Here is a 12,543-nt window from a genome sequence, read left to right on the forward strand (position 1 = left end):
GGGGTGGGGGGGAGCGGTGGGGTGGCGTAGCGCTCGACAATTTGCAGAAGGCCGGTACCAATCGCACTGCGTTGTGTTTGTGCGCTGGTCAGGCCAAAGCTGCTGAGGGCTGCATTGCCGTTAGGGCCGATCAGTACAGTGGAAGCTTCGCCGCTGATCGCTTCACTGACAGCGCTGCAACCACTGCATTTGCCAGCCAGATCGATGTCGACAATCGGAGCTAGCGGAACCTGGGCTGTATTGTCGGCGATAAAGGTGCGATCAGCAAAGCGTGCTTCAACATGATAGCCATCAACCGTTTGTGCAGAAAAATTGATCACCATCTGCATATCGACCAACGTGCCGACCTCACCATTTTTCTCTGAAGTTGGTCTGGTGCCGCCACTTACCTGATAACGTGCCGCGGCGGAACCGAATGCCGCCGCTGTCAGATTGGCGATGGGTGTCAGGCCGGTGCTGTAGATGTAATGCAGTGATCCTAGATGAGGTCTTATCTGCCCATTATCAAAGGATTCATAGACCTGCCCAGGCGGCACTTCATCCCAGCGCCCCCATTCCACTGGCAAGGTGGTGTCGCCAAATACCAGCGAAGCCCTGCCACGATCGGCCTGGATGGCAGTGCCGACACGAAATACATCCCCTTCGCTTTCCGTGGCTGCCAATAAGCTTTTGTCGTCAGCCAACCGCAACTCGGTTCCACTGGCAGACCCTGCACCGGCGTGCCAAAAGCCATTGGTCTGTTCAATATTGGCCCCCACAGCAACCGGGATGCCAGGTAATGGGGCCTGGGTCAGATTGACGGTGGTACCAGTGGCATCGGTTGCCTGTTGACTGGTCAGGTTGATGACGGTGCTGGTATTGCTGGCCAGCGTGCCTTCAACCGGACGGTCACTATTGCTGGGAGTGGGGCTGGTACCGGTACCGGTAGTCGTCGTAATTGTAGTGGAATTGGCAGACGTATCGGTCGCCTGCGTTTTAGATGGGCTGGTACCGGTGGAGGTCGAGGTGGTACTGGTTCCACTCCCCGTGTCGGTACTGGATGTTGAGGCGGTTGGTTCGCTGGTGGCGCGGTAGAAGCTTGGCAGCCGTGGCAGCAAGGCTGGTGGCAGGTTGGCATGGCCGACAAATCCAATCTGATTCGGGTTGACCAGGGTCATGCCCCGGTTGGTCTGCATCACCACCTGACCGGTATTTACCTTGTCATAGGTGCCTGGCTCGGCTGCGCCAAATTCCTGACTACCGATCGGTACGAAAAATGGCTCATGATCTGTACCGCGAATGCCAATGGTGGCAGTTGGGGTAGTGACCTTGTAGTTATCTTTATTGACCTGGCCGACAGCACCGGTGACAGCCCGAAAGCCACCTTTCAGCAATGAGAAAAAGCCACGCTCGCTGCCATCCTGTTTGCCGCGGTATTGAAACGCATCGATTCGCAACCGGCTGTTGGGGCGTACCGCGACAATGCTGCCATCGGTCATGCGGATCTGGGTGTTGCCGTTGGCGCCAGTGCTGATGACATCGCCCTCGTTGATTGTGTCACCCTTGGTAATGGTCCGATTGGTGCCAGCCACGTCCTGGACTGTGACCTCGCCATGAATGAACTGAACCTTACCCGCAGAGCCAGCCCAGGTAAGTGGCACGTACAAAGCCAGCAGGCAAGGTGACAGATTCAGCAGATTGATGGTAGTGAGGCGAGGGCGCGGGTGAGTCATGGTGGCCTCCTTAAGTAACTAGCGAAAATCGTGCTGCACGGCGAGAGTGTAGTCGGTACGTCGGTATTCGTTGATAGCGATATTGGAACGATTGCGGGAGTGATTGATGGCTGGACGCAATGACCACGCGCCACCGATACGCCAGTTGAATCCCAGCCCGATGTCCGTCAACCGATCGTGCCGGCGCGTGGCAAACAGAAAGTTTTCCTGGCAATAATGGCCCTGCTGCCAGCCCGCACTTACCCACAATTCGCCATCATCGATCGGGTTGAACTGCCAAGTGGCCCTTGCGCCCAGCATACGTTTATCACCGTCGGCGCGGTCCTCACGGGCCCGTTCCCGGCCACCGAACAAGGTTGCCAGCGTGACCCCGTTGTGTGCTGGCAGAATGAGCCCCAGCCAACTACCACCCAACAATGTCTGATTGGCGTCGTTGATCCGATATTCTGGCCGTTGATAGCGGATCTGGCCGAACTGGCCAAAAAGGTTGACTTGCTGGCTATCGCCCAGTGCCTTGCGCCATTCTATGGTGCCATTGAGGTTGCGCCGATTGGCTTGATGATCTTGTCGCAGGTAATCCAGTTGGGTACCTAGTCGCAGTTGATTGCCGGCCGATCCAATTGCGACCCCGCCGCGAGCTGCCAATGTGCCAAAGCTGAAGTCATGCTGGTGGTGGTAATGACGGTATCGGAGGTCCGCCCCGGCCAGCAAACGCACATTTTCCGTTAACGGATGGCTGAAATCGGTACCGGCTGCAGCAAATAGCAAGTTATCCGACTTGCTGGTGCTGGTATCAGTCAGAATCAGGTCGCCACCAAAAATCGGGACAAAGATCTTGGTCTTGTCGGTGGCTGCATTAACATTGGTATCATGCCCCAATCCAGCTGACACATAACCAGACCATTGGGTGCCACGACTTCGATTGCGTTGTTCGATGGCCTGCAGATACTGGGTCATGGCCTGTCGGGCAATAGGCGGCGGGTTGAGCTGTAGCAAGGCATCAAATTCCGCTTTGGCCCGAGTGTCGTCGCCCATCAGAAAATAGGCACGGCCCATTTCCAACCGTGCCCCGGCGTGATTGGGATCACGCTGGATCAGACGTTCCAGTGCCAGGGTGCCGCGTGCGGGTTGTCCACTATCGATGGCGGCTGTACCCAGCAAATAATCGAACTCGTCATCGCCTGCTCGTTCCGCCTCAAGCGGGGTCAACAGTGTGTAGGCCTGTTTGGCCTTGCCCTCAGCCAGCAATGCCGCCGCACGTTTCAATTCATCGGCTGCCCAGGCATTACTTGCCATGGCAGCATACAGCAACAGACCGATGGCACATCGTGAAACCACGCCTGCCATAACGCGCCTCCCTGTATTGAGCAACCTCGTTCACCTGTTCTCGATACCACCTTGCCTTCCACTTCAGACCCACCGGAGGGCATCATTGATCGCTGCCCTGATGTTCACTATAGGCCGAGAAACCGGGATTGTGAGCGGCAGCATCATGATCGATATCTTGCAATCAGGTGATGTGCATGCAGACTGGGAAGGTGGAGCACAATTGCCAACAGAGATGGAAACCGAATTGTCATTGCAATGGGCGGATGCAACGGGGAAAGGGTGCAATACTCTTCCCCATGTTGCTATGACAAGGGTTGATGGTGACTAGGTCTGCGTAGTGTGGTAGATGTGCTTCGCCTGTACTGTACCGGCTTTGGGTTCACTTGGGTCATACCGGACAAAGGTAAAGCCCACTGTATCTCCTGCGTTGAGAATGGCCTGATCGATACCAACAGAGGCTGGCGCACCATTGAGCAGAAATTCCCAATAGAAAAACGGGGCTGCCGAGGCGGCAAACGAGTCATAGGTTTCGTTGATCATCATCACCAAATATCCCAGACTGCTGCCGTAGTACTGCAAGGCATAAGTCAATCGACTGCTATTATTGATCTGGCCATACGCGCCTTCCAGCGCTTGTTGAGCGTTCATTCCGCTGAACCAGGGCACGCTGACACTTGGCCCACCTAGAATACTGACTTGAACGGTGTTGGGTGTTCCCATGATATGACTCCTCATGAATGCAGCCACGGACAAAAAAGTTTGGCCAAGTCGCATGCCGGCCAGTCCTCCTGCCATGCATTTCCAAGACAAATGATGATAAAGATCGGGGACGGTCAGGAGGTATGGATTGCATACCGATCCAGTTCAGGTATCCGGCAGACAAAATCAGTGTACGCCTGCTGAATCAACATCCTCAATTCCGTACATGCCAACCTATTTCGGTGTGTGGGGAATTGTCGGGCGCCGCCCCCAAAGTTCGATCGGCATGACGTGGAAAAGCGGCGGAAGTCACGCCAGTGCTTATTCTTCGCTTTCTTTTCAAGCACATGACACAATAAATTGCTTGTTGGCTGTAAGTAGATACAGTAAACTGTTGATATTAACAGTGCCAAGCGAAGGAGCGTGTCATGGATAGCCGTACCGTATCTCGTCAAGTGTCTGGTGATGTCTTGTCAAGCCGTCCGCTGACGCTTCAACTGCGTTGGGGCGAAGCACTGATACATTTGGCCATTGGCACGCTGCTGATTGTGGTCATGCTGGATGTCAGCAGTGCCTGGCTGGCAATGTTGAACCATGAGCGCGCAGATGTCTTGTTGATTGGATTGGTACTGAGCAGCGTGGCGGTTGTTGCTGGTGGTGCCGTATATTGCCTGAACCGTAGCTGGCGTGTGGCTGGTGCGGCAGGCATGCCTGCACTGGGAGCCAGCTGGCAGATTGCTCGCCATGGCATCCTTGAATATGCTATCCGTCTGCGTACCCCCATGTTCAACCGTCGGCCATTCAAGCCCACATGCCAACGGGAATCTCGCCGTGAAGCACGTTCACGTCCAGCCTGGGTGGTTGGGTGAGTTCGTTGTCAGATGTTGGGGAAAGTTATAGCAAAGCACATGCTGCTGATTATTCGGATGGGGGGTCAGACTTGAAGTCAAGCAGGTGACTGCCATGGGATATGTATGGTGACGTGAGAGGGCGGGGGTAACCCCGCCTCCTACTCGATCCTATGTTTGGACTGGGATCAGTGTCCGGTTTGTGCAACCGCTTGTTGAATTGCCTTATCCCGCTTGGACTGGGCGGAGACCATCAGGCGATTCGAAATCACCACGAATACCGTGACGAATACGATGATGATGGTTGCCAGTGCGTTGATCTCTGGCGTCAGCCCTAGTCGAATGGACGAGAAGATCCATTGCGGCAGGGTGGTGGAGCCCGGGCCTGATAGGAATGCAGTCAACACATAGTCGTCCAGCGACAGCGTAAAGGACAACAGCCAACCCGATACCAATGCTTGCGAGATCAGCGGAATAGTGATGACGAAGAAGACCTTCCAAGGGCGGCAGCCCAGGTCCATTGCGGCATCTTCCAATGAACGATCCATCTCGCGCAGGCGTGATTGCACCAGCACAGCCACATATGCCATGCAAAGCGTGGTATGGCCGATCCAGATGGTGATCATGCCTCGCTCACCGAAGGCATAGCAGCCAGCTGTTTTCAGCATGCTGGTGGCTTCGCCATCGCAACCGATGGCGGTTTGTAGTGCCACAAATAACAGCAGCATCGACAAACCGACAATGACTTCAGGCATAACCATTGGAGCCGTCACCATGCCGGCAAACAGTGAGCTGCTGCGGAAGCGGCCAAAGCGTGCCAGCACGAAACCAGCAATGGTTCCCAGTACAACCGCCAATGTTGCAGTCAGGAAGGCGATCTTGAAGCTCAGCTTGGCAGCGGCGATGACGGCTTCATCGTTGAATAGGACCTGGTACCATTTCAGTGAAAAACCGCCCCAAACTGTCACCAGTCGCGATTCGTTGAACGAATAGATGACCAGGCTGATGATGGGGGCGTACAGGAAGAAAAAGCCAAGCAACATATAGAGTTTGTTGCCGAGCGGCATCTTTTTGCCATTCATGATTTGCTGGCCTCCATTTGCTTGGCTTCAAAACGATGGAACCAGACGATGGGGGCAATCAGCAGAATCATCATGATCACGGTGACAGCCGATGCCTGTGGCCAATCCATATTGGCGCCGAAGTCATCCATCAAGCGTTTGCCGATCATCAATACCTCGCCACCACCCAACAGCTCGGGGATGACGTATTCGCCGACTGCCGGAATGAATACCATCATGGATCCAGCAATCATGCCACCCTTGGAAAGTGGCAGCGTGATCTTGAAGAAGGCGTCCCAGGGTTTGGCGCCCAGGTCAGCAGCCGCTTCCAGCAGGCGGCCATCCAGCTTCACCAAGTGCGAGTAAAGAGGCAGGATCATGAACGGCAGATAGCTGTAGACCATGCCGACAATGACCGAAAACTGGTTATACAGCATCTGGATCGGCTCATTGATCAGCCCCAGGCTCATGAGGATGTTGTTGAGCACGCCGTTGTCCTTGAGGATGCCGATCCACGCGTAGACCCGGAGCAGGAATGATGTCCAGAACGGCAGCATGACCAGCATCAGCAGCGTATTGCGGGTGGCCTCGTCGCTGCGTGCAATGTTGTAGGCAATCGGGTAACCGATGGCCAGGCACAGCAGGGTAGTGAAGAAGGCCAGTTTCAGTGAGTTCCAGTACGAAACGATGTACTGGCTGTCGCCAGCGGCTTCATCCCAGCCCTTTTCAACGAAGGCTTTCGCTTCATCCAGAATGGTGTGGTACTTGCTGGTGTTCAGGGTGATGATGGTCTTGTTGTCTTCCTGCTGAACAATTGATGTATAGGGTGGTTGCGAAATATCGGGCTCGGTGAAGCTGATCTTCAACACGAAGAAGAACGGCAACAGGAAAAACAGCAGCAGCCAACCATAAGGCACTGCTGTCACCAATGTTCTGCCTTTGGGCAAGCAGCGCATCAGAAGGCCCTTGATCATGATGTCAGCACCACGCCAGCGTTGTCAGCCCACTTCACGAATACTCTGTCACCCCAGGTGGGGGGGTCGGATTCGCCCCAGTGAGTGGAAGGTACATGGGCCATGATCACGCGGCCGCTGGGTAGCTTGACGTGATAGATCGAATAACTGCCCAGGTAGGCAATTTCTGCTACTTCGCCGCTACACCAGTTGAATTCAACAGCAGGTTGTTCGCGGCAGACAGTGACACGTTCGGGGCGAACGGTGAACCACATGGTCTGCCCAAGGGTACCGGTGACGCCGTGATTGACATAGATGCGATTGTGCAGCTCGGGCGCCTCGATCACGATGTGGCTGGATTCATCGACCACCAGCTTGCCTTCAATGGTATTGGTCGAGCCGATGAATTCGGCTGTGAACACGCAGTTGGGATGGTTGTAGATCTCGCGCGGGCCGCCGACCTGTAACAGCTTGCCTTCGGACATGATGCCAATGCGGCTGGACATGGTCATGGCTTCTTCCTGATCATGGGTTACCATGATGCAGGTCACGCCGACTTTTTCAATGACATTCACCAGCTCGATCTGCGTTTGCATACGCAATTTTTTATCCAGTGCGCCGAGTGGTTCATCCAGAAGTAGCAACTTGGGACGTTTGGCCAACGAACGGGCCAGGGCCACACGCTGCTGTTGGCCTCCGGAAAGTTGATGTGGTTTGCGTTTGGCGTATTTGCGCATCTGGACCAGATCCAGCATTTGTGCAACACGTTCGGTAATTTCGCCTTTAGGGAGTTTGTCCTGTTTCAGGCCGAATGCCACATTGTCTTCTACGGTCATATGCGGGAATAGGGCATATGACTGGAACATCATATTGATTGGACGGGCATAAGGCGGCAGGTCGGTGATATCCTCGCCATCGAGTATCAAGCGGCCTTCGGTGGGTTTGTCCATCCCTGCCAGCATGCGCAACAAGGTGGATTTGCCGGAACCGGAACTGCCCAACAGGGCAAAGATCTCGTTTCTGGGAACGTGCAATTCGACATCGTCAACCGCGATGAAATCACCAAACTTTTTGGTGACCCCACGGATTTCGAGATAGGCCTGTTTGCTGCCGGTTTTTCCGGCCGCAGCATTGTCTACCGCCACAATGAGCTACTCCTAAACACTCTGCAGGATGGCCTGCAACGCCCGAAAAATAGTCGGCGGGTCGACCCGCCGACTTCCATACTGATTACTTGCTGGTCTTGAACTTGTTGAAGGCGGCTGTGACGCGTTTCTGGGTGTCTGCTTCCATGGGTTTCTTCGGCTGCAGTTTGCCCAGTGCTTCGTCGCTCAGATAGATCTTCGGATCATCTCTCAGCTTCTTGTCCACCATTGGTGTTGCCTTGGTGTTCGGATTGGCATAATTGACTTTGTTGGAGATCGCAGCCACCACTTCCGGCTTCATGATGTAATTGATCCACTGATGAGCTTCGGCCACATTCTTGGAATCTTTGGGGATCGCCATTACGTCGATCCACAACTGTGTACCTTTGTTGGGCACCACATACTCGATGTTCTGCGGTTTCTTGGCTTCCTTGGCACGGTCACGGGCAATGTAGACATCGCCGTTGAAGCCCATGGCTACACACACGTCGCCATTGGCGAGCAGATCGATCGGCGCCTGGATGAATACCTTGATGTCCTTACGGACGGCAGCCAGTTCCTTGTTGTTGGCTTCCAGTGTTTCCTTGGAGAAGTCCATCATGTCACGACCCTTGTAGATGTTGTACATGGCGTACACATCTGATGCGCTCTCCATGAAGGAAATACCGCAACTCTTCAACTTTGAGGTGTATTTCGGGTTGAAGACCAACTCCCACATATCAGCAGGCATTGGCTCGCTACCCAGTGCTTTCTTCACTTTGTCGACGTTGATGCCGAACGCAGCGGTACCCCACATGTAAGGCAGCAGGTATTCACCGGTCGGATCAGCTGCCTTCAGCTTTTCTAGCATGGTCGGGTTCAGATTGGCCAAGTTCGGTAGCTTGGTCTTGTCCAGCTTCATGTAGATACCGGATTTGATCTGCTTGGCGGCAAAGTCCATTGATGGATGCACGACGTCATAACCGCTTTTGCCGGTCAGCAACTTGGCCTGCAGGGTTTCGTTGCTGTCATACACGTCATACTTCGGGGTAATGCTGGTTTCCTTCTGGAAATCCTTGGTGGTGTTGTCGGCAATGTAATCCTGCCAGTTGTAGATATTGACCTTACCGGCGGCAAACGCGCCTGCTACGGACAACCCCATCACCACGGCTGCCAGCTTGACTGCAAGTTGTTGCTTCTTCATGGATATACACTCCCGTTCGGTTTCCGAATCACGTGGCACTGATCCCGCTGCCAATTTTTCGTAGTACGGGATCAGCACAAGGCCAATCGACGTCAAAATCCCCTCTCGCCGATAGGCGCCATTACAGCATACAAGCACTTTCGTGGGTATGCTGCGCTGCAACTTGACCGTAAGTTGATCAAGCGATCGATCAACTGGCCGGGCGCGGATTTTACGGTATTCGGCCCGATTGTGGCGCAGCGTATGCAAGGCTGTGCCAAAACGCCAGTTGGGTGGCGGTGTTACATGGCTTCCATGACTTCAATACCTAACATGTCCAGACCGGCCTCCATCACCTTGGCGGTCAGGTCACACAGCTTCAGACGGCTTTGCTGCACGCTGCCTTCACTCTTCAGTACCGGGCAGGCTTCGTAGAAGCGCATGAACTGGGTAGCCAGCTGATACAGATACAGGCACATCAGATGTGGCACGGCATCACGTGCCACGGTATAGACCGCATCGGCAAACTGGGCCAGTTGCAATGCCAGCGCACGTTCTGCCGGTTCGGTCAGTATGATGGCTGCGTTGGCATCCAGCGCGACACCCTTGCCGAAGATGCTGCGAATCCGCGTATAGGCGTATTGCAGATACGGTGCGGTATTACCTTCAAATGCGAGCATCGAATCCCAGCTGAATATGTAGTCTGAAGTACGATGCTTGGACAAATCCGCATACTTGACCGCGCCAATCCCCACTTTGCCAGCAATCTGGCGCCGGGTTGCTTCACTCAAGGCCGGATTCTTGTCGGTCACCAACTGGTAAGCACGTTCCTCCGCTTCATCCAGCAGCTCAACCAGCTTCACCGTACCGCCCGAACGGGTTTTGAATGGCTTGCCGTCTTCACCCATCATGGTGCCGAATGCAACATGCTCCAGCACCATGTTCTCCGGTGCGTAACCGGCTTTGCGGGCAATGGTGAAGATTTGCTGGAAATGAAGCCCCTGACGTGCATCCACGACATACATCACCCGGTCGAGATTCAGGGTATTGTGGCGATAGCGTACAGCCGACAAATCGGTCGTCGCATACAGGTAACCACCATCCGATTTCTGGATGATGCAGGCGAGTGCTTCGCCTTCCTTGTTCTTGAATTCATCCAGAAATACGACCTGCGCCCCTTGGTCTTCGGTCAGCAGGCCTTGCTGGCGTAAATCGTTCACGACAACAGGCAAGTCATCGTTATAGGTGCTTTCACCACGTACATCGTCACGCCCCAGCTGTACGTTCAGCTTGCGATAAACCGCCTCACAATGTGACAGCGAGATATCGACGAATTGACGCCATAGCGCGAGCACTTCCGGATCGCCGGATTGCAGCTTGACCACATATTCGCGGGCACGGGTTGCGAAGGCGGCATCGGCATCAAAGTGGGTCTTGGCCTGACGATAGAATTCCTCCAGGTCGTTCAACGCCATGTCGGCATCGCCGGCTGCGCCTTGCTTCACTTCCAGCAGATAGGCCGTCAACATGCCAAACTGGGTACCCCAGTCGCCAACATGGTTGGCACGCAGTACTTCGTGACCCAGAAAGGCCTGCACACGGGCCAGTGCATCACCAATGATGGTTGAGCGCAAGTGGCCGACGTGCATTTCCTTGGCAACGTTGGGGGACGAGTATTCCACCATGACCTTGCGCTTGGGCTGAGGGGGCACGCCCAGCTTGGGGTCTGCCAAGGCTTGCTCGACCCGTCTGGCGAGATAGGCTGGGTCAAGGTGCAGATTGATGAAGCCAGGGCCGGCAATGTCCAGCTTGGCCACCAGATCGCTGACCTGAGCGTGATCCACGACCTTTTGTGCCAGTTCTCGCGGATTCATCTTCAGCTGTTTGGCAGCGGCCATGACGCCGTTGACCTGGTAGTCGCCGAATTCCGGCTTGCCTGCTGGCTGAACCAGTGGCTGTGCGCCCGGCGCGCCGGCGGCGGCCAGTGCGGCTTCGAAACGTTGGGTGAGCAGTTGCAACAAGGTCATGTCAAATGTCCCGATTCGGTTTGCCTGCCCGGTGCGAGGCCCATGCCACGCCACCGTACTGGGCATCATGCTGTATCAACGTTGCAATGCGCCTGTCCGCCCCGGCAATCGAGATGCCGCGCCCAATGACTGCCCTGCGTGCCTGGCTTACGGCCAAGCCCTGCATGTCACCGGATCGGGAATATCGGGAAAGCGGGATGGAAGACGTTGTTGCAACGCCCGGAAGAACCGGCCATTTTACTGCGCAGGCGTGGCTTAGGGCAAACCGAATGTTGCGTTGCGTCGCCATGGTGTTGGCGTAATGTGGCAAGGTGCTCATAACATGTCCCGCAAGCGGTAATACAACATACCTAGCACCAGTGCGGGGGTACGTAGCAACCGGCCGCCCGGAAACGGGCGGTGCTTCACCCGTGCCATCAGATCAAATCGCTCGGCTTGACCGGCAATCGCTTCTGCTGCCAGCTTACCAGCCAGCCCTGTGGCCGCAAGCCCATGCCCGGAAAACCCTTGCAGATAATAGAGGTTGGGGGCCAAGCGGCCAAAATCTGGTGCGCGATTCATCGAAATGTCCACAAACCCGCCCCAGCAGTACTCTACCTTGGCCTGTTGCAACTGTGGGAAGGCGCGCAACATATTGCCGCGCATCACATTCGGCAGATTGGGTGGGGTCAGGGTGGAATAGCTGACCCGGCCACCAAACAGCATGCGATGGTCGACGGTGGTGCGGAAATAATCCAGGACGAAATTGTTGTCGCACACGGCGACGCGATCACGGATCAGCGTATTGGCCGTCGTTGGGTCCAGGGGTTCGGTGGCAATGATATAGGTACCGACCGGCATGATATGGGGCTCGATTTGCGGAGCGAGCTGGCCCAGGTAGACATTGCCAGCCAGCACCACAAAGCGGGCGCGGATACTGCCTTCCTGTGTCTCGACGATAGCGGGTTCGCCCGCCCGAAAATGGGTGACGGGCGAATGCTCATACAGTTGCACGCCAAGCTGCTCAGCCGCCCGTGCCAGGCCCAAGGTATATTTCAATGGGTGAAGATGTCCGCTGCCGGCATCAAACAAGCCAGCGTGATAGCGTGGGCTGGCAATCCAGTCCGGCAGTTCGTTGGGTTCGATGAATTGCAAATGTGGGTAATGGTATTTCTGTGTCAGTTCCTCAAACCCTGCACGCAGGTCGCACGTTTTGCTGGGTTTGACGGAGACTGTCATATAGCCGGGTACGAAGTCGCAGTCGATGTTGAATTCGGCAATGCGCTCGCGGATCAGCTCTGTGGCTTCGACGGACATCTGCCAGGCTGCGCGGGCGCCTTCCAGTCCCAACTCCCGTTCAAAGATGTTGTTGTCGCAGGCAAACCCGGCGATCATCTGCCCGCCATTGCGGCCTGATGCGCCCCAGCCGATGCGGCGTGCCTCCAGTATTGCCACGCGATAACCGCGTTTGGCCAGTTCAATCGCGGATGACAACCCAGCCAACCCACCACCCACCACACACACGTCGACATCCAGGCTACCCCTCAAGAGGGGCTTGGCAGCATCCCGCAGTACTGTGGCCTCGTAATAGGAGCGGTTGTTGAGTTGGTCGTCCTGTTTGAACATGG

12 protein-coding genes are annotated in these 12,543 nt (G+C 55.3%); 3 read left to right on the forward strand and 9 right to left on the reverse strand.

What is annotated here, in order from left to right; all coding sequences use genetic code 11:
• Positions 1–1,712: FecR family protein (locus tag FFS57_RS26120; protein WP_137938673.1), on the reverse strand; the 1,712-nt coding region annotated here is incomplete at its 3' end.
• An 18-nt stretch (positions 1,713–1,730) separates the two neighbouring features.
• Positions 1,731–3,059, reverse strand: coding sequence for a surface lipoprotein assembly modifier (locus tag FFS57_RS15270; RefSeq protein ID WP_137938674.1), 1,329 nt, complete (start codon positions 3,057–3,059; stop codon positions 1,731–1,733).
• Positions 3,060–3,144: 85 nt separating this feature from the next.
• Between FFS57_RS15270 and FFS57_RS15275 the strand changes: the two genes are divergently transcribed.
• Positions 3,145–3,369, forward strand: coding sequence for a hypothetical protein (locus FFS57_RS15275; protein ID WP_171013980.1), 225 nt, complete (start codon positions 3,145–3,147; stop codon positions 3,367–3,369).
• On the opposite strand, the gene FFS57_RS15280 is transcribed toward FFS57_RS15275, so the two are convergent.
• Entirely contained in the window at positions 3,366–3,761 is a 396-nt protein-coding gene (locus FFS57_RS15280; RefSeq protein ID WP_171013981.1) for a DUF4430 domain-containing protein, read from the reverse strand. The genes FFS57_RS15275 and FFS57_RS15280 overlap by 4 nt on opposite strands.
• Before the next feature lie 407 nt (positions 3,762–4,168).
• Between FFS57_RS15280 and FFS57_RS15285 the strand changes: the two genes are divergently transcribed.
• Complete coding sequence (locus FFS57_RS15285) at positions 4,169–4,609, forward strand: hypothetical protein (protein ID WP_137938677.1); 441 nt, start codon at positions 4,169–4,171, stop codon at positions 4,607–4,609.
• 167 nt (positions 4,610–4,776) lie between these two features.
• Here the strand turns inward: FFS57_RS15285 and FFS57_RS15290 are convergent, their stop codons facing one another.
• From FFS57_RS15290 to argS, 5 genes are all read right to left on the reverse strand, one after another.
• Positions 4,777–5,670, reverse strand: a complete 894-nt coding sequence (locus FFS57_RS15290) for an ABC transporter permease subunit (protein ID WP_249384010.1) — start codon at positions 5,668–5,670, stop codon at positions 4,777–4,779.
• The gene (locus FFS57_RS15295; protein ID WP_137938678.1) at positions 5,667–6,623 is read right to left on the reverse strand and encodes an ABC transporter permease subunit; all 957 of its coding nucleotides are present in this window, start codon (positions 6,621–6,623) and stop codon (positions 5,667–5,669) included. Before FFS57_RS15295 ends, FFS57_RS15290 begins: the two co-directional genes overlap by 4 nt.
• A complete protein-coding gene (locus FFS57_RS15300) occupies positions 6,620–7,747 on the reverse strand; it encodes an ABC transporter ATP-binding protein (RefSeq protein ID WP_249384011.1) in 1,128 nt (375 codons plus the stop codon). The genes FFS57_RS15295 and FFS57_RS15300 overlap by 4 nt, the downstream gene beginning before the upstream one ends.
• Positions 7,748–7,832: 85 nt before the next feature.
• The gene (locus FFS57_RS15305; protein ID WP_137938680.1) at positions 7,833–8,930 is read right to left on the reverse strand and encodes an extracellular solute-binding protein; all 1,098 of its coding nucleotides are present in this window, start codon (positions 8,928–8,930) and stop codon (positions 7,833–7,835) included.
• 281 nt (positions 8,931–9,211) lie between these two features.
• Positions 9,212–10,936 (reverse strand): arginine--tRNA ligase, encoded by a 1,725-nt coding sequence (argS, locus tag FFS57_RS15310; protein WP_137938681.1) that lies wholly within the window; start codon positions 10,934–10,936, stop codon positions 9,212–9,214.
• Between the two features lie 5 nt (positions 10,937–10,941).
• Between argS and FFS57_RS15315 the strand changes: the two genes are divergently transcribed.
• A complete protein-coding gene (locus FFS57_RS15315) occupies positions 10,942–11,238 on the forward strand; it encodes a hypothetical protein (RefSeq protein WP_137938682.1) in 297 nt (98 codons plus the stop codon).
• 13 nt (positions 11,239–11,251) lie between these two features.
• On the opposite strand, the gene FFS57_RS15320 is transcribed toward FFS57_RS15315, so the two are convergent.
• Entirely contained in the window at positions 11,252–12,541 is a 1,290-nt protein-coding gene (locus FFS57_RS15320; RefSeq protein WP_137938683.1) for an NAD(P)/FAD-dependent oxidoreductase, read from the reverse strand.
• Between the last annotated feature and the right edge of the window lie 2 nt (positions 12,542–12,543).

The sequence above is a fragment of the Chitinivorax sp. B genome, assembly GCF_005503445.1.
In the GTDB taxonomy this organism is placed as follows: Bacteria; Pseudomonadota; Gammaproteobacteria; order Burkholderiales; family SCOH01; genus Chitinivorax.

Bases quoted from the DNA above. Each gene is read 5' to 3' on its own strand.
- FFS57_RS15270 (WP_137938674.1), bottom strand. From the start codon at position 3,059: ATGGCAGGCGTGGTTTCACGATGTGCCATCGGTCTGTTGCTGTATGCT.
- FFS57_RS15280 (WP_171013981.1), bottom strand. From the start codon at position 3,761: ATGGGAACACCCAACACCGTTCAAGTCAGTATTCTAGGTGGGCCAAGT.
- FFS57_RS15285 (WP_137938677.1), top strand. From the start codon at position 4,169: ATGGATAGCCGTACCGTATCTCGTCAAGTGTCTGGTGATGTCTTGTCA.
- FFS57_RS15290 (WP_249384010.1), bottom strand. From the start codon at position 5,670: ATGAATGGCAAAAAGATGCCGCTCGGCAACAAACTCTATATGTTGCTT.
- FFS57_RS15295 (WP_137938678.1), bottom strand. From the start codon at position 6,623: ATGATCAAGGGCCTTCTGATGCGCTGCTTGCCCAAAGGCAGAACATTG.
- FFS57_RS15305 (WP_137938680.1), bottom strand. From the start codon at position 8,930: ATGAAGAAGCAACAACTTGCAGTCAAGCTGGCAGCCGTGGTGATGGGG.
- argS (WP_137938681.1), bottom strand. From the start codon at position 10,936: ATGACCTTGTTGCAACTGCTCACCCAACGTTTCGAAGCCGCACTGGCC.
- FFS57_RS15315 (WP_137938682.1), top strand. From the start codon at position 10,942: ATGTCCCGATTCGGTTTGCCTGCCCGGTGCGAGGCCCATGCCACGCCA.
- FFS57_RS15320 (WP_137938683.1), bottom strand. From the start codon at position 12,541: ATGTTCAAACAGGACGACCAACTCAACAACCGCTCCTATTACGAGGCC.